This is a genomic window from Roseibium aggregatum, assembly GCF_017309185.1.
Lineage (GTDB): Bacteria > Pseudomonadota > Alphaproteobacteria > Rhizobiales > Stappiaceae > Roseibium > Roseibium aggregatum_B.
This window is the reverse complement of sequence record NZ_JAEKJZ010000001.1, coordinates 1,612,616-1,629,785: the sequence shown is the minus strand read 5'-3', so window position 1 is coordinate 1,629,785 and position 17,170 is coordinate 1,612,616. Positions and strand designations below refer to the sequence as shown.

14 protein-coding genes are annotated in these 17,170 nt (G+C 60.1%); 6 read left to right on the top strand and 8 right to left on the bottom strand.

The features are described 5' to 3' along the window. Positions 1 to 160 precede the first annotated feature (160 nt). Positions 161 to 1,096 (bottom strand): LysR substrate-binding domain-containing protein, encoded by a 936-nt coding sequence (locus tag JF539_RS07000; RefSeq protein WP_207139598.1) that lies wholly within the window; start codon positions 1,094 to 1,096, stop codon positions 161 to 163. Positions 1,097 to 1,218: 122 nt separating this feature from the next. Here JF539_RS07000 and JF539_RS06995 point away from each other — a divergent pair, with 122 nt between their 5' ends. The 4 genes from JF539_RS06995 (at position 1,219) to JF539_RS06980 (ending at position 3,189) form a co-directional block, all read left to right on the top strand. Continuing rightward, entirely contained in the window at positions 1,219 to 1,404 is a 186-nt protein-coding gene (locus JF539_RS06995; protein WP_207139597.1) for a YdcH family protein, read from the top strand. A gap of 41 nt (positions 1,405 to 1,445) precedes the next feature. Then, complete coding sequence (locus tag JF539_RS06990; RefSeq protein WP_207139596.1) at positions 1,446 to 1,646, top strand: hypothetical protein; 201 nt, start codon at positions 1,446 to 1,448, stop codon at positions 1,644 to 1,646. Between the two features lie 224 nt (positions 1,647 to 1,870). Then, positions 1,871 to 2,695, top strand: coding sequence for a bifunctional allantoicase/(S)-ureidoglycine aminohydrolase (locus JF539_RS06985; protein WP_207139595.1), 825 nt, complete (start codon positions 1,871 to 1,873; stop codon positions 2,693 to 2,695). Next, complete coding sequence (locus JF539_RS06980) at positions 2,692 to 3,189, top strand: ureidoglycolate lyase (protein ID WP_207139594.1); 498 nt, start codon at positions 2,692 to 2,694, stop codon at positions 3,187 to 3,189. Before JF539_RS06985 ends, JF539_RS06980 begins: the two co-directional genes overlap by 4 nt. Before the next feature lie 91 nt (positions 3,190 to 3,280). Here the strand turns inward: JF539_RS06980 and JF539_RS06975 are convergent, their stop codons facing one another. The 4 genes from JF539_RS06975 to JF539_RS06960 form a co-directional block, all read right to left on the bottom strand. After that, on the bottom strand, positions 3,281 to 6,397 hold the full coding sequence (locus JF539_RS06975; RefSeq protein ID WP_328809209.1) for an efflux RND transporter permease subunit: 3,117 nt from the start codon (positions 6,395 to 6,397) through the stop codon (positions 3,281 to 3,283). 34 nt (positions 6,398 to 6,431) lie between these two features. Further along, positions 6,432 to 7,550 carry an efflux RND transporter periplasmic adaptor subunit gene (locus JF539_RS06970; RefSeq protein ID WP_207139593.1) on the bottom strand — a complete coding sequence of 373 codons (1,119 nt, stop codon included), beginning with the start codon at positions 7,548 to 7,550 and terminating at the stop codon, positions 6,432 to 6,434. 13 nt (positions 7,551 to 7,563) lie between these two features. Then, positions 7,564 to 8,127, bottom strand: a complete 564-nt coding sequence (locus tag JF539_RS06965; RefSeq protein ID WP_207139592.1) for a TetR/AcrR family transcriptional regulator — start codon at positions 8,125 to 8,127, stop codon at positions 7,564 to 7,566. A 188-nt stretch (positions 8,128 to 8,315) separates the two neighbouring features. Then, the gene (locus tag JF539_RS06960) at positions 8,316 to 9,959 is read right to left on the bottom strand and encodes an EAL domain-containing protein (RefSeq protein ID WP_207139591.1); all 1,644 of its coding nucleotides are present in this window, start codon (positions 9,957 to 9,959) and stop codon (positions 8,316 to 8,318) included. A gap of 154 nt (positions 9,960 to 10,113) precedes the next feature. Here JF539_RS06960 and JF539_RS06955 point away from each other — a divergent pair, with 154 nt between their 5' ends. Both JF539_RS06955 and JF539_RS06950 read left to right on the top strand, forming a co-directional pair. Beyond that, positions 10,114 to 11,013, top strand: a complete 900-nt coding sequence (locus JF539_RS06955) for a sugar kinase (protein ID WP_207139590.1) — start codon at positions 10,114 to 10,116, stop codon at positions 11,011 to 11,013. A 107-nt stretch (positions 11,014 to 11,120) separates the two neighbouring features. After that, positions 11,121 to 12,296, top strand: coding sequence for a hypothetical protein (locus JF539_RS06950; RefSeq protein ID WP_207139589.1), 1,176 nt, complete (start codon positions 11,121 to 11,123; stop codon positions 12,294 to 12,296). A gap of 328 nt (positions 12,297 to 12,624) precedes the next feature. On the opposite strand, the gene JF539_RS06945 is transcribed toward JF539_RS06950, so the two are convergent. The 3 genes from JF539_RS06945 to JF539_RS06935 form a co-directional block, all read right to left on the bottom strand. Continuing rightward, entirely contained in the window at positions 12,625 to 14,412 is a 1,788-nt protein-coding gene (locus tag JF539_RS06945; protein WP_207139588.1) for an ABC transporter ATP-binding protein, read from the bottom strand. 105 nt (positions 14,413 to 14,517) lie between these two features. Continuing rightward, positions 14,518 to 16,299 carry an aspartate--tRNA ligase gene (gene aspS, locus JF539_RS06940; protein WP_207139587.1) on the bottom strand — a complete coding sequence of 594 codons (1,782 nt, stop codon included), beginning with the start codon at positions 16,297 to 16,299 and terminating at the stop codon, positions 14,518 to 14,520. A gap of 220 nt (positions 16,300 to 16,519) precedes the next feature. Next, positions 16,520 to 17,143 (bottom strand): ParA family protein, encoded by a 624-nt coding sequence (locus JF539_RS06935; protein WP_207139586.1) that lies wholly within the window; start codon positions 17,141 to 17,143, stop codon positions 16,520 to 16,522. Positions 17,144 to 17,170: the final 27 nt, after the last annotated feature.

Genomic DNA, 17,170 nt, shown 5'->3' with positions numbered 1-17,170 from the left:
AAACCGTCGCTCACGCGCGCGTCGCCAAACTGCCGATGAGTGGCGTCGGTGTGATGGCCGCGCGTCTGCCAAACCGCGTCTATGCGTTGAGCGCCACGACGACAAGTGCCGCTTCATCGCTCCCGTTGCCAATCGATCCGCTCACGCGCGCCGTCCGGTCTCAGCCGTCCACTGCCTCCAGTCCTTCGACCTGCATGTCCGTCAGGGTCTGACGCGCGTGCACCAAAAGCTCCTCGAAGTGGTCCGAACGCGAGCTTCCCGCGCGCCAGACGAGATGAATCGTTCGCTTCATCGCGGCGCCTTCAACCCGCTTCAGGAGCAGGTCCGGTTCTTTCGGGAACTCCGAAGCGATATAAGCGGCGGGAAACAGGGCAAGGCCCATGCCGATGGAAGCCATCTGGCGCAAGGCGTCCAGGCTCGTTCCTTCGTAGTCCTGAAGAAACTCCGCCCCTGCCGCCCTGGCAAGCGCCTGCACGTCGTCGTGAAGGCGGAACCCCTGACTGAGCGACAGCAGCTTCTCCCCCTTGAGAAGAGAGACGGGGACGACGTCGAGACCGGCGAGCGGATGCGTTCTTGGAACCGCCAGCGAGACGTTTTCCCGGCACAGAATCCGATCCGTCAGATGACCGCTCGGTGGCATGTCCGGTGTGATGATACAGTCGAGCTTTCCAGACGACAGGCTCTCTTCCAACAGACTCGGCCGATCCTCGCGGATATAGAGCTCCAGCTCCGGAAACTCGCGTTTCAGGCGCGGCAGCAAAAACGGCATGAAATATGGCCCGAATGTGGGGGATACGCCCAGCCTGATCAAACCGCCCATATTTGACCTGCCCGCCTGCGCCAATGCCACAATTTCGTCAAGCTTCTCAAGCGTCTGCCGGGCGACCGGCAAAAGACGTTCACCTGCGGCGGTCAAACTGACGGCGCCGCTTCCCCGTTCCACCAGCGAACAGCCGAGTTGTTCCTCCAAGAGCCTGAATTGTGACGACAATGTCGGCTGGGACACGTGACATCGCTCCGCCGCCTTCCCGAAATGCAGCGTCTCCCCAAGGGTGACGAAATACTCCAATTGCCGCGGAGAGGGACGGAAACTCATGACCAGCACCTCATCGATAGTTTTTCACTATCAATATAATTCAAACAATATATTTCATCTATCCAATTTTCCTCACCATATCTGGGGTGTCAGAACCGCAGCCAACCCGAGAGGAGGAAACCATGCATCGACGTTTGATATCCTTGCGCAATCAGCACAACTCTTTGAACGACCTGATCCGCCGGGAACAAATGCACCCCTATCCGGATACCCAGCACCTCCGGACCCTCAAGAAACTCAAGCTCCGGCTGCGGGACGAGATTCATCGGATCGAAGGCACTCACGCCGCAAGCCGCCTCGCCTGGTGACGGGCGAAACTCCGGCAACACCTGTTACAGAAAGAACGATCATGATCCCGTTTTGGCCTTATCCGAGTTTACCTGCCTTGCGGCCGCGTTCCATCCGCCGGAAACGGCTGCAGGACATCGACTCCCGAATGACGGCGTTTTTGTCCCAGAAGCAGGCGTCGGGCACCCCTAGCCCCCGGGTGCTCGACAACATCAAGGCCGCGAAGGCCGACATCCAGCGTGAGATGGCAGGGGCTGACTAAGCGTCTTCCCGCTTTTCAATTCCGGTTGCAAAGCGCCCATCTACGTGGACCGACCCGCCCGTGCCCACCCCACGGGCGGGTTTTTCCTTCCGCGCCGCCAGCGGGCACACTCCGTGCCGTCGACCGTGTCTCATCTGACGGCCCAGAGGAATTTTCCGTTGCCTTCCCCTTGGGGCCGTTCGTAAAGTCGTTGCAAAATCAAAGCGGCAGTACAGGAACGCTCCATGACACCCCCTCCCTATTTCGCACCTGCCGGCGGACACCCGCCGCAAACGCAACTCCTGACGGACCGGGCCGTCTTCACGGACGCCTATGCGGTGATTCCCAAGGGCACGATGCGCGACATCGTTACAAGCTTCCTGCCGTTTTGGGAAAAGACACGCCTCTGGGTGCTGTCGCGGCCGCTTTCCGGTTTCGCCGAGACCTTTTCCCAATACATCATGGAGGTGCAGCCGGGAGGAGGCAGCAACCGTCCGGAAACCGATTCCGGCGCCGAAGCGGTGCTGTTCGTGGTCGAGGGATCCCTGGACCTGACGATCGACGGCAAACCTCACCGGATGGAAGAAGGCGGTTACGCCTATCTGCCCGCCGGATGCGATTGGACCCTGACGAACCAGGGCGGCAGTGCCACCCGGTTCCACTGGCTGCGCAAGGCTTATGAACCGGTCGAGGGTCTGGACAGCCCGGAAGCCTTCGTCACCAACGAGAAGGAAATCGCACCGACACCGATGCCGGGAACGGACGGCAAATGGGCGACCACACGCTTTGTCGACCCGCAGGACCTGCGCCACGACATGCATGTCACCATCGTTACCTTCGAGCCCGGCGCGGTCATTCCCTTCGCCGAGACGCATGTCATGGAACATGGCCTTTATGTTCTTGAAGGCAAAGCCGTCTACAGGCTCAATCAGGATTGGGTCGAGGTGGAAGCCGGCGACTACATGTGGCTGCGCGCCTTCTGTCCGCAGGCCTGTTACGCGGGCGGACCCGGCAAATTCCGGTATCTGCTTTACAAGGACGTCAATCGCCACATGAAGCTGCGCCGATGACAACCGATATCCTCATCGAACCGCTGACCGAGGACACCTTCGCCGTTTTCGGCGAGGTCCTGGAGGCCCGAGGCGAACCGGCGAAAATCATCAACCAGGGCAAATGCGGGCGCTACCACGATCTGGCTGCGCTCGACTTCGCCGGTGAGGAAGCCCGCGCAGGTATCAGCCTGTTCCTGTCGGAAAAGCGTACCCTGCCCTACCGGCTCGAAATGGTCGAACGTCATCCGCTCGGCAGTCAGGCTTTCCTGCCAATGACCCAAGAACCGTTTCTCGTCATCGTGTGTCCGGACGAGGCCGGAAAGCCCGGCCGGCCGCGCGCCTTCGTCACCGCGCCCGGTCAGGGGGTGAACTTTTACCGCAACACCTGGCACGGCGTTCTCACCCCCTTGAGCGATCCCGGTCTCTTTGCGGTCGTCGACCGGATCGGCGATGGAGACAACCTGGAAGAATTCTGGTTCGAGACGCCCTATCGAGTACTGAAGCGGACTTGAGAAAATGAATCCGGTTCTCCGCCCCAGGCATTGACCAGGAATAGCTTTCCAGGTCCCGGCAGCTGCTGAAACCGCCGGAACCTGAAAGCCGTCACTCTGCCGGAAGCGGCGTTGCCGTTCCGGAGCCTGCGGAAGCATCCTTGTTTTTGTCCCCGGCCTTTTTTACCGGACGTACACCGAAAAACAGGGCGTAGAGCACCGGGGCCGCGATCAGGGTCAAAATGGTGGCGAAGGCCAGACCGCCCATGATCGTAACGGCCATGCCCCGGAAAAACGCATCCGAGAGCAGCGGAGCCATGCCGAGAATGGTCGTGATCGCCGCCAGCATCACCGGCCGCATACGCGACACGCTGGCCTCGACGATCGCAGCGTATTTCTCCCTGCCCTCCCCGATCAGAAGATCGATCTCCTCGAGCAACACGATGGCGTTCTTGATCAGCATGCCCGACAGGGACAGAAACCCGAGAAGGGACATGAAGCCGAACGGCGTATCCGTGGCAAGGAGCGCGATCGCGACACCGTTGATCGACATCGGCACCATCAGCCAGATAATCAAGGGCTGGCGCACTGATCCGAAGAGCAGGATCGAGATGATCAGCATCACCAGAAAGCCGAGTGGCAACTGCGCCCCGAGCGAGGCCTGAGCATCGTTGGTGCTCTCATATTCGCCTCCCCATTCCAGCTCGTATCCCTGGGGAAGTTCCATCGCCTCGATCTGCGGACGGACGCGGGCAAGGGCCGCGGACGCGGTTTCACCGGCTGTCGTTTCGGCTTTCACCGTCAACGTGCGCACCCTGTCGCGCCGATGGATCAGCGTGTCCTGCGGTTCCATCAGGAACTCCTCGACCACCTGATCCACCGGCACATATTCGCGCTGGCTGGAACTCCAGACGAGTGAGTCCGCGACGCTTTCATTGACCGAAATACCTTCGACCCCCGCTTTGCGAGCCACAATCGGAATGCTCTCGTCCTGATCGCGGTAGGAACCGACATTCACGCCCTCGGTTGCGAAGCGCAGGGCAAGCGACAATTCCTCGCGGGTCACGCCGGAAATGCGCGCACGATCCTCGTCGAAGATCGGCCGCACGACCAGTTCGCGCTGGCGCCAGTCCGTGTTCACATCGGCCAGCTTGTTGTCCGGCAGGGAAAAGATCGCCTTGGCCTCGTCGCCAAGCCGCTTGAGCACATCGGCGTCGGGACCGGAGAAACGGGCTTCGATCTTCGCATTGCCGCCCGGTCCGAACACAAGCCGCTTCGTGATCACCTGGGCGGAGGGAAACCGGTCCGCGAACTGACGTCTGAGGTCGAGCGCCAGCATGTCGATCACGTCTCTGCTCTTTGTGCGGATGATCATGTGCCCATAGGCGGGATTGGCGTCCTCGGGCCCGTAGGTCAGCATGAATCGCGTGGCGCCACCGCCGGCAAAGCTGCTGACGGTCTCAACCCGCTCATCCGCCAGAACGACTTCTTCCATCTCCTTGAGATCGGCCGCCGTCTCACGGATATCCGTGCCCTGTGGCGTCCAGTAGTGGACATAGAAAATCGGTGTGTTGCTGTCGGGAAAGAAGGCCTGTTTCACATTTCCGAAGGCCATCACACAGGCAACCGTAATGCCGATGAGGGCAACGACCGTCAGCAGACGGACATGGAGCGCGCCGACCAGAAATCCGCGATAAATCGCATAGAGAAACCCCTTGTAGGGATCGTGCCCCTCCAGATCGCCCGTCGCGGTCCTGAAGAAATACTTGCCGAACAGAGGGGTGACGGTGACGGCAAAGACCCAGGACAAGAGCAGCGAGATGCCGATGACAGCGAACAGGGAGAAAAGGAACTCGCCGGTGGCATCCGGCGACAGACCGATCCCCGAAAAGGCCATGATGCCGATCACCGTGGCTCCCAGAAGCGGCCACATGGTTTGAGCGACCACCCGGCTTGCCGCCTCGATGGCCTTCTGGCCGCGCTGCATGTTGATCATCATGCCTTCGGCCACAACGATGGCGTTGTCCACCAGCATGCCCATGGCGATGATGAGGGCGCCGAGCGAAATTCGCTCCATTTCGATGGCGAAAAGGCGCATGAAGAGAACGGTCGCCATCACGGTCAGAAGCAGCACGGTGCCGACCACCACCGAGGCCCGCCACCCCATGAAAAGCGCAAGAACCGCGATGACGATAACCACCGAGGCGGCGAGATTGACGATGAACCCATTGACGGATTCGTCCACCACCACGTTCTGTTCGTAGATCGGATGAAGCTGCATTCCGACCGGCAGGCGTGCCTCGACCTCTGCGAGTTTCTCGATGACCCTTGCCCCGACCTCGACAATGTTGGTGCCGTCCACCTGGGAGACGCCGATCGTGACCGCTTCGTGACCGTCGTGGCGGATCAGGCGGGTGGGCCGCTCCGGTTCGCCCAGTTCCAGTGTGGCAATGTCGGACAGGCGGATCATCGCGGTCGAACCGGCCCGGCCGATAACGAGGTCCTGAATGCCGCGGTAGTCGTCGAAGGCGCTGGCCGTCATCAGACGGATGCGCTTCTTGCCGGAAATCCCAGAGCCATTTGTCTGAATGCGGTTTTCAGCGTCCAGCACGCCGATGACGTCATCGAATGAAATACCCAGGCCGGCCATCTTGTCCTGGTCGACATTCAGATAAATCACGTCCTCCGGTTCGCCGGCGATCTCGACCTTGCCGACGCCGGTGACGGTCAGCAGTTCGCGGCGGATCTGCTTGACCGTTTCGCGAATGTCCCTGTTGGTATAGCCGTCGGCCGTGAAGGCATAAAAAAGTCCGTAAACATCGCCGAAGTCGTCATAAACGAGCGGTGTCCCCGCACCGTCAGGAAGATTGCGGACCTGATCGTTCACCTTGCGGCGCAATTCGTCCCAGACCTGCGGCAATTCGGTTCCGTCATAGGTCGGTTTGATTTCAACGCCGATCCGCGACAGTCCGGGCTCCGAAACGGACTTGATGAGATCCAGTTGCGGCATCTGCTGGATCGCCGTCTCGAGAATCTCGGTGACCTCGTTTTCGACCTCGGCGGACGTTGCCCCCGCATAACTCGTGATGACCTGCGCTTCCTTGATGGTGAAAGCCGGATCCTCAAGCCGACCGACCGTGGAAAGCCCCCATAGCCCCCCCAGCAGGGACATGATGACGATCATCCAGGTGTTGACCGGTTTTTCGATGGAATAACGTGCTATGTCCACGGTCTCTGATCCTCTTGTGTGATCGTATCTGGGATCAATTCATACGACGCACGGTCTGGCCGTCGCTCAAGTATGCGGCACCGGCGGACACGATCTCATCGCCTGACTCCAGACCGGACGCGACGGGGATGAAATCTCCCATAACAGTGTCGATTTCGACCGGCTGCCTGGTGACCTTGCCGATGCCGGGGCCGCCCCCTTCTCCGGAGCCTTCCTCGTATTTCCAGACGAATGCCTTGCCGTTGCCGTCGGCGACCACTGCCGCGCTTGGCACCAGAAACCGCTCGCCGAGCGCGAGGCCGTGCGGCTGCAGCTTGACGATGACGGAGGCCGTCATGCCGGGGAAAAGCTGTTCGACCCCTTCCCGAGGCATTGCCAGCGTGATCCGATAGGTCTGGGTAACCTCATCCACCTGGCTTGAGTGTTCCCGATATTCGAGCGGAAAGAGCCGGTCGGCGTAGGCCGGAAACTTTGCCTCGATCGAGGCGACCTCGGAGGCGGTCACACGGCCGAAAAGCGCTTCGGCGACATTGATGTCGACCTGGACCTCGGACAGGTCATGTACCCGCACCACCGGCGTCGCGACGCTCACCGTGGTGAAGTTGTCGATCAGCCTGACAGAGACGATGCCGTCGAATGGCGCCCGCAATGTCGTGTATTCAAGGTTCTGCCTGGCTTCCTTCAGGCTCTCCGCCGCAAGGTCGTAAGTGTTTTTTTGCTCGTCGTAGGCCGACTGGGAAATCACCGACCGGTCGCGAAGGGTTTCGAGGCGGTCAAGTTCCCGCCTTGCCTGATCGAGATTGATCGTTGCCTGCCGGACCGCCCGATCGTAGTCGGTCGTATCGAGCCTGGCGATCACGTCCCCCTTCTTGACCTGCTGGCTTTCGAGCACCGGCAGTTCAAGCAGCTTTCCCGGCACCTGGAACGACAGGTCCACGGTCTGGACAGCGGCCACCCGCCCCGCGAAACGGCGCTCGATCATGCCGATCTGGTCGCTGACCTCAAAGATCTTCGCCGGCCTGGGCTCGGCATGAAGCTTGGCTTCCGCTTCCGCGAACGGGTCCGGTCCACTCTCCTGGCAGGCGGCCAAAAGCGACGCGGCCAGCAAAACCCCGGTCCAACGCGCAAACGGTGCGTTTCGAAATACCATCATCGGGTCATCCGTTCTAATTCTTGTCATTTTTCAGTCGCTGCCGGAGCTCGGCAAAGACCGAGGCGCGCTCTTGATCGGAAAAGAGCGAAATGCAGTGGGCTTCAGAAAAATGAAGGCCCTCCAGGCAGGACCATATTGCCCAGGCTTTGCCCAGACTGTCCGTTTCCGCCTCGATTGCTGCCTTCAGTCTCTGCTTGGCTTCCACGAAGGGCTCGCTCAGTTCCGGACGGTCGGCCTTGGTTGCAAGCACCGCCTGGGCAACGTCGCGATGCTCCCGGAGCCAGCCTTCGGTCACATCGACCATCGCGCTCAAGGTCGGGCACGAAGAGGCAAGATTACGCTCCCTCGCCGCCGCAATCTCAACCTCGAACTGGCCGGCGAGATGTTTCACCATCCCCTTGATGAGCGCGTCCTTGGTCGGAAAATTGTAAAGAACGCCGCCCTTGGAAAAGCCGCTTTCTTCCGCCACCGCGTCGATGGTCAGTCCGGGAGCGCCCGAGCGCCGGATGACTTCGACGGCGGCGTCGAGGATATCCGATTTCGAATCCCGAGAGTTTCGCGTGGTACGCGACGTCATCTTGTTTATACCGTCCAGTCAGTACAGATTTCGAGCTATATAAACCGTCCAGTCGGTACAGACAAGAACTAATACAAAACTGCATTCAAACTGTTTCGGATTACCGAACGCCACCTTGATGCAACGCAACATCCACCGTGAGAAACCCGGCGGCTCTCGAGGTGCTCAAATGGAAACAGGATGAGAAATCAGGCTGCGGCGTCAGCCAGCGCGGCTTCGGACGCCGCCTGTTCGGCCGCGGCCGCTTCGGCGGCCAGGCGCGCGCGCTCCTCGGCTTCTTCTTCCGTGCGTTCTGCGAAGGCGATGAATTCGTCCGCGGGCATGGGCGGTGCAAAGTAGTACCCCTGCGCCGCCGTCACGCCAAGCTCGAGCAGGCGTTCGATCTGTTCTTCCTGCTCCACCCCTTCGGCGATAATGCCCATGCCGAGGTTATCCGCGAGCTCGACCATGCTGTCGACGATTGTCGTTGAACTGTCGTCGGAGCTGATTGAATCGATGAACATCTTGTCGATCTTGATGATATCGACACCGAGCTTTTGCAGATAAGCCATGCCGCCATGGCCTGTTCCGACGTCGTCGAGCGCGACGCGAACGCCGAGAGCCTGAAGCTCGGCAATGATCTTCCTGGCCAGTTCCATATCCTGGAGCGGATGGCGTTCCGTCACCTCCACGACGATCTGCTGGAAGGAGATCTGCGACTTCTCGAAGATCGACTTGATATCGGAGATGACCTCCCGGTCCAGGAAGTGTCCGGCGAACAGGTTGATGGACAGCTTGAAATCCGGGTTTTCGCCATAGAGTTCCCCGACCTCGTCGCAGGAAACACGCATCATGTGCCGGGTCATATCGAAGATGTGACCATTGTTTTCCGCGTAGGCCATGAACTGGCCCGGCGATACGATCATGCCGTTCGGACGGCGCCAACGCATCAGCACTTCGCAGCCGCGCAACCGCAGGGTCTCGATGTCCATGACGGGCTGGTAAAACGGAATGAACTCCCCGTTGCGAATGGCGGCGACAAATTCGTCGTTCGCCTCGCTTTCCGGTCTCCAGGAGAACCAGATACCGACGGCGACAAACAACACCGCCCCCCCAGCACAGGCGGCCGCCGCGACGACCTTCAGTTCCTGCACGACATGCCCGGCGGCGGAGGCGGGCGAGGTCACCGTTGCCGCAAGCGGATAGAGTTCTGAAGACACCTCGACGGACAGCATGTTGCCGGGATCGTTGCCTTCGGAATTGTATCCGCCGACGCTGTACCAGAGCAGATTGTTGCCCAGCCGAAGCTCCGACCGCCGATAGGAGCGCAAATACTCCGGCCCCGGATCCAAAGCAATGACTGCGGGCGTTACTTCCGCGAAGAGCCTGGTCTGGTCTTTCAGGTCCCAGCTGATCACCGCGGCGCGCGCGCCGAGATAGTTGCGGTCCAGCATGCCGATGCCGACAAGCGGACCGTCGCTGCGCACAGGCGGCAAGATGATCTCGCCCGCGAGTTCCCGGTCGGGAATGATGCACATGCGCTGGCCGGATGCGTCCACCAGGCCGATGGCGTCGATCATGCCGCTTTCGATGATCAGCTTTTCATATATCGTACGGTCTTCCGCATTGCAGGTCTGGACGTCGTCCCGGTCCAGGCGCTGCAGCAGAGACACGGTGGAGCTGATCGCCTCCTCGGCACGACGGATCGATGCCTGCCCCATGGCCTCCATTTCGGTCATGGCGCGGCTCTCGGCATATTGGTTCAGGATCATATTGATCGCAAACAAAGGCGTTGTCGCCAGCACAAGGGCGATCAAAACCGTCTTCGCGAAACCAACATACTTGTCAGACAAATTGCAGGCCCGTTCGTGATTTCTCTCTTTCTGACCATGGCTTATCTGGGTAAACAAGGACTGAATGCACTGGCGTTTCGCAGATGCCGGAACATCAACCGGGCCGCTTCCAACAGGCTCGACGAACGTCAGAAATCGGATTGGAGAGATTGAGATGCAGGCATTGTTTATCGGTCAGGCCTATATCGACGTGACTTTTTTGACGGACCGCCTTCCGACGGGAGACGAAAAGACAATTGCGGAAGACTACGCGATCAGCTTCGGCGGCAACGCCGTCACCGCCGCTTTCTGCTGCGCCAAGCTGGGCGGCAAACCCGATCTTCTTTGCTCCCTGGCCGACGATTGGCTTGCGCGCATGTTTCTCGACATGGCCGCCGCTTACGGCATCTCCGTCCACGGCCGGAAGGTTCGCGAATCCTCTCTCTCCTTCATCATGCCGAAAGGCGGCAAACGCGCCATCGTCAGATGCCGGGACAACGATTTTCTCCATCCCTTTCCACCGCTGACGATCGCAGGCACGAAGGCGCTCCATGTGGATGGACACATGCCCGACGCAGCACTTCACTATGCGACGACCTGCAAGAGCCAGGGCATATTGACGTCGCTTGACGGAGGCGGGATCAGAGAAAACACGGACGAGTTGCTGAACTTCATCGATATCGCCGTCGTTTCGGAACGCTTCTGCGAGCAATTGGGGAAAACACCGGGTGGCACGCTGGAATATCTGCGTTCCAAGAACTGCCCCGTCGGAGCCGTCACGCTGGGTGAACACGGTATTCTCTGGTACGAAGCGGGCGGTCCGGAAAAGGTCATGCCTTCCCTGGACGTGCCGCTCGACAAGGTCATCGATTCAAACGGCGCCGGCGATGTTTTCCACGGCGCCTATATCGCGTCCTACCTCCGCTGGCCCGAAAAGAGCTGGGACATGCATTTCCGTTTTGCCCGCGGCGCTTCGACTCACGCCATTCAGCACCTTGGAAACGAGGCCAGCCTACCGACCGTGGAGAATATCGAACGGGCCATGGAAAGTTTTCCGGAGAAAGCCGAGGCGTGAGCGCATTCGTGCCGTCCCCGCCACAATGTTTCCTTACGTCAATCTCATCTTGCCCTTCAAACGAACATACCCCAGATTAAGCCAGCCTTTTCATGAGGAGACTTCAAATGCCATTTGCCCGCACGCCAAATCTGGCGGTCAGACTGTCGACAGCCGTCAGCCTGCTTGCGTTTCAAGCCGCCCCTGCCCTTGCCTTCGATCCGTCGGGAAATGACGTTGCGGATGCTTTTCTGACACTCCTGGAAGCCGACAAAGGTACCGTGGAAAGCTACGGGTCCGTCGACACTTCGGGAGACGACGTTACGATCACCGATCTCGTGCTCACCAACGAGGACAAGAAGGACAGCAAGGTCACGATCGGCTCATCCGTCCTGAGTGACGGCGAGGTCCTGGACAGCGGCCGCCTCCAGCTCTCCAGCCTGGAGCTTCAAAAGCTGACACTGGCCGCGGACGATGGCGGGCTCTCACTTGCGAACCTGAAAGTCACCGGTCTGTTGCTGCCAACTCCTGAGGAAGTTGCCGCCAAAACCGGGCCTGTCGGTCCGGCTTACAAGACGCTTGAAGTCAACAAGGTTCAGATCCGCAAGGAAAACGGCAAAGTCGCCGACATCGAGAAAATCGCCTCGTCCATCGACGCCCTTGACGGAGGCCTGCCGACCTCCGGGAAATTCGCGATAACCGGTGCGGCCCTCGAGGTCAAACAGCTCGACAGCAAGGAAGGCAAAAGCCTGTCGCAGCTTGGCTACGACACCCTGACGCTGAATGTGTCCGGCGCGTTGAATTGGGATCCGGAAACCGCAAAGTTCAACGTTCCCGAACTCAAAGTCGACGCCGAAGATGCCGCAAGCCTCTCCGTGTCGCTTTCCCTCGGCGGCGTGACGCGCGATGTGATCGCCAAGCTCAACAAGAAAACGAACAATCCCGAAGAGGCGATGGCACTCCTGCAAAACGTCACCATCGAAACCGCGAAAATCCGCCTCGACGATGCCTCTCTGACCGGTCGCATTCTCGACAAGGAGGCGCAGAACGCAGGGGTGGAAACCTCTGACTATGTTTCCCGGCTGACCGGCAGCCTCCCCATGATGCTGGGCATGCTGCAAAACAAGGAGCTGGAAGCAAAGGTTTCGACGGCCGTGACGGAATACCTGACCACTCCGGGCTCGCTGGAAGTGACCGCCACCCCCGGCGTTCCGGTACCCATTGCGCAAATCGTGGGTACGGCCATGCTGGCTCCCCAGATGATCCCGCAAATCCTGTCGGTTGGAATCACGGCCAATCAGTAGGCACGACCGGCCATACTCCAAAGAAAAAAGCCCGGACAAAGATCCGGGCTTTCAGGCTGCTGACAAACCCTCAGACGGTCATTCAGGACAAGTGCAGCGGACCTGCGCGCAGATCCGGAACCCGGAAATCTTCTGCGCCAAAGGCCCTCATCCCTCAAATTGCATCAGACAGATATGAGAGAAGGTGCTCGCTGCCGCTCGCGCTTGTCAGCAGGGTTCCGGCTCACGCGACACCGCTTCGCCGCGCGCGGGCCGGAATGACTACCTGAGGTTTGTCAGCAATCTGAAGCCCGGACAAAAATCCGGTTTTTTAGTATGTTTTGATCGATCAGGCTGCGGCGTTCTTGCGGCTTTGAAACTGCAACTCGCAGAGTTTGCGGTAGATGCCATCGTGATCGAACAATTCATCATGGGTGCCGCTTTCCACAACCCTGCCCTGATCCATGACATGGATCTGGTGGGCATGGCGGACCGTGCTGAGCCTGTGGGCGATAACCAGTGTGGTACGGCCCTCCATGAGATTGTCCAGAGCCTCCTGGATCTTGGCTTCCGACTCCGCGTCCAGAGCGGATGTCGCTTCGTCCAGCAGCAGGATCGGCGCATCGCGCAGGATCGCGCGGGCAATGGCGACACGCTGCCTCTGGCCACCGGACAGGCTGCTGCCACCCTGACCGACTTTCGTTCCATATCCTTCCGGCAGGTCCAAAATGAAGTCATGGGCATTGGCCGCTGCGGCCGCGGCTTCAATCTCGGCTTGCGTGGCATCGGGCCGGCCGACCGCGATGTTGTCCCGCACGCTCATGTTGAACAGAAATGCCTCCTGCCCGACAAAGGCCATGACCCCGCGCAGGGACGACTGCGTTACAGAGCCTATCTCCTGGCCGTCGATCGCGATACGGCCAGACTGAGGATCGTAAAACCGTTCCAGCAGGGCGAAGACCGTCGACTTTCCAGCCCCCGATGCCCCGACCAGCGCAGTCATCTTCCTGGGTTCCGCCGTGAAGCTCGTACCGTGAAGGGCCGGACGCTTGCCATAGGAGAACGCGACGTCCTCGAACTCCACCCTGCCTTCCTTCACGACAAGATCGGTTGCCCCTTCCGCGTCCTTCAGGTCCGGTTCCCGGTCGACCAGCTCGTACATGATGCGCAAACCGACAATCTGTTTGCCCAGATTGACGTTCAGGCGCGCCAGACGCCTTGCCGGATCGTAGGCCAGAAGCAAAGCGGTGATGAACGAAAACAGGGCGCCCGGATCCTTTCCGAGCTCGATCACGGAATAGCCGCCGTAAAAGATGACCAGAGCAATCGCGAAACCGCCCAGCGTATCCATCAGAGGCGATGTGCGCGCCGTCAGCGAGGCGATCTTGTTGGCCTGTTTTTGAACGTCCAGAACATCCGTTTCCATACGCGCGTGCATGGTGTCTTCCATGCCGAACGCCTTGACGATGCGTATTCCCAGGACCGATTCCTGCAGCGTCGCATTGACCTTTGCGTTCGACACCACCTGACGCTTCACATATCGCTTCACCCGGCGCACCAGGAAGGTAACCCCGGCAACCGCGGGCGGCATGGTGATCAGGGCAAACAGACTGAGAAGCGGGTTTTGCGCGATCATGACGAAGGTCAAGCCGATCAGCGTCAGCACATCCCGGCCGAGGGTGACGATGACGAGATCCAGAACCGAACGTGTGGAATTCACGCCCTGGTTGACCTGAACCCCGATTTCCGCCAGCGAATGCTTGTCGAAATAAGCCTGATCCTGCTGCAGCAGATGTGAGAACATCCGCCTCTTGAGGTCGGAGACGATCAGGTTGCCGACCCGCGACAGAACCACCATCTGTCCGAAGGTCGCAACACCCTTGACGCTGAAAATCACCAGAACCGCCGCCGCGATCACATAGACCATGGCTTCGTCCTTGTTGACGAAGACCTCGTTGATGACGTCGCGCATGATCCATGCACTGGCCGCCGTCGTCGCCGCGATCAGGCCCATGAAGACGAAGGCCAATGCGTATTTCGGAAAGTAGGTTTTGAAGTTCTCGCCGAACAGCCTCTTGACCAGTTGCACCGTTCCGTTGGGATCGGTCCACGTCTTGGATTTGAACGGATTTCGCACGCAGTTACGCCTTTCCGGAGGATCTTGCGCCCCAAGGTCCGCCAAACAGACGGACCTTTCTCAGGAGGGGTACTCCCAAATCCATGCCTTTCGCAAGGTCGGAGCTTACGCCTCCGGCAGGTTCAATCGCAAATGCAGCTCGCGCAGCTGGGCTGCGGTTGCCTCGTTCGGCGCGCCCATCATGAGGTCTTCCGCCTTCTGGTTCATGGGGAAGAGCATGACTTCGCGGATATTCGCCTCGTCGGCAAGCAGCATCACCATGCGGTCGATGCCGGCCGCGCAACCGCCGTGCGGAGGCGCGCCGTACTGGAACGCCGTGACCATGCCGCCGAAACGCTTGTCGACTTCCTCATTCGGATAGCCTGCGATCTCGAAAGCCTTGTACATGATTTCCGGCTTGTGGTTCCGGATCGCGCCGGAGACCAGTTCGTGGCCGTTGCAGGTCAGGTCGTACTGATAGCCGAGAACCTCCAGCGGGTCGCCTTCCAGGGCTTCCATGCCACCCTGAGGCATGGAGAACGGGTTGTGCTCGAAATCGATCTCGCCGGTTTCCTCGTCCTTCTCGTAGATCGGGAAGTCGACGATCCAGGCGAACTCGAACCGGTCCTTGTCGGTGTGGCCGAGTTCCTCGCCGATGATCACGCGGGCTTTCGCGGCCACCGGTGCGAACTGTTTCGGCTTGCCGCCAAGGAAGAAGGCGGCATCACCGACATCCAGGCCGAGCTGGGCGCGGATCGCCTCGGTCCGCTCCGGGCCGATGTTCTTGGCAAGCGGGCCGGCAGCTTCCGTGGACCCGTCCTCGGCCTTGCGCCAGAAGATATAGCCCATGCCCGGCAGGCCTTCGTCCTGCGCGAACTTGTTCATCCGGTCGCAGAACTTGCGGCTGCCGCCCTTGGGAGCGGGAATGGCGCGGATTTCCGTACCCGGCTGTTCCAGCAGCTTCGCGAAGATGGCGAAGCCGGAACCGGCGAAGTGCTCGGAAACGATCTGCATCTTGATCGGGTTGCGCAGGTCCGGCTTGTCGGTGCCATACCAAAGCGCGGAATCCTTGTAGGAAATCTGCGGCCAGTCGCGGTTGACCGGGCGGCCCTTGCCGAAGCGTTCGAAACAGCCCGCGATCACGGGTTCGATCGTGTCGAACACGTCCTGCTGGGTGACGAAAGACATTTCCATGTCGAGCTGATAGAAATCGGTCGGCGAGCGGTCGGCGCGCGGGTCCTCGTCGCGGAAGCAGGGCGCGATCTGGAAATACTTGTCGAAGCCGGACACCATCAGAAGCTGCTTGAACTGCTGCGGCGCCTGCGGCAGCGCGTAGAACCTGCCGGGATGAAGACGCGACGGCACCAGGAAGTCGCGCGCGCCTTCCGGCGACGACGCCGTGATGATCGGGGTCTGGAATTCGTTGAAGCCAATGTCCCACATACGGTCACGCAGATCGCGCACCACGTTGGAGCGCAGGATCATGTTGTCGTGCAGCTTTTCGCGACGCAGGTCGAGGAAGCGGTATTTCAGGCGCACTTCTTCCGGGTAATCCAGGTCGCCGAAGACCGGGAGCGGCAGTTCCTTCGCCGAACCGAGCACTTCCATCTCGCGGATGAAAACCTCGATCTCGCCGGTGGGCAGATCCGGATTGACGGTTTCGTCGGTGCGTTTCTTCACGTTGCCGTCGATGCGGATGCACCATTCGGAGCGCACCGTTTCCGCCAGTGCGAAGGCACCGGAATCCGGATCGACCACGCACTGGGTGACGCCGTAGTGATCGCGCAGATCGATGAACAGCACCCCGCCATGATCGCGGACCCTGTGGACCCAGCCGGAAAGACGGATGGTCTGCCCCTCATCGGACAGACGGAGATCACCGCATGTGTGACTACGGTAGGGGTGCATTCTCATTCCTCGACGACTTGTCTTTGAAAAAAACCATGACGGCCCACCGAAGGCGGGCCGCACCGGGCTGCACAAGCCATGTCGCGGGGCGAAAGTCAAGGGAGAGGCTCAAGCGATCTCCGTTGTTCCCCTTCTTGAAGGAAGCGGCGGAAGGATCTGATTGTTCGCCCAGCCTCACTGTGCGCCGGACGCTACCGCGCGCCCATGCGCTCCATGAGGCTCAGTCCACGGCCTGCAGCAGCGGATGCCACTGGCCGCGAATTTCGTGCGAGCGCGCATCGGAGTAGTCAAAGACCCCTGACCCCGCCGCCGCGTGTCTTGCATAGAGGACACGGTCCGAGATCCGGCACAACAACGGGTAGCCTTTGTCGGAAAAGGTGTGCTCCAGGTCCGCCACCTGTGTCGAGCGGCGGTTGATCCTGTTGGCGACCACATAGATATCCGCCTTGCCCTTGCGCACGCGCTTGATGTCGGAGATGCCATCGAGGAACTTGAGCGTCGCGTCCCAGTCGAACGCGGAGGCCAGCACGGGCACCACGATGTCTGTTGCCTCGGCGATCAGGTTCCTAGCCAGTTCCGACCGCAACCCTCCAGGACCGTCAATGACGATGGCATCCAGCTTCTTGTCCTTGTCACCGATGGAGTCTTCCTTGGTCCAGTTGAGCGCCTCGATCGGTGCCAGGCCTTTGGGACGCCTCTTCACCCAGGACAGGCTCGATTTCTGCCTGTCCGCATCAGCAAGTGCAACATCGTCTCCGCGCGAGGCAAGGGCAACGGCAAGGTTCGTGGCGACAGTGGTCTTGCCGCACCCGCCCTTCGAGTTCACCACCAGTATCTTGCGCATTTACACTCCCCCTGACGATCCGTCCCG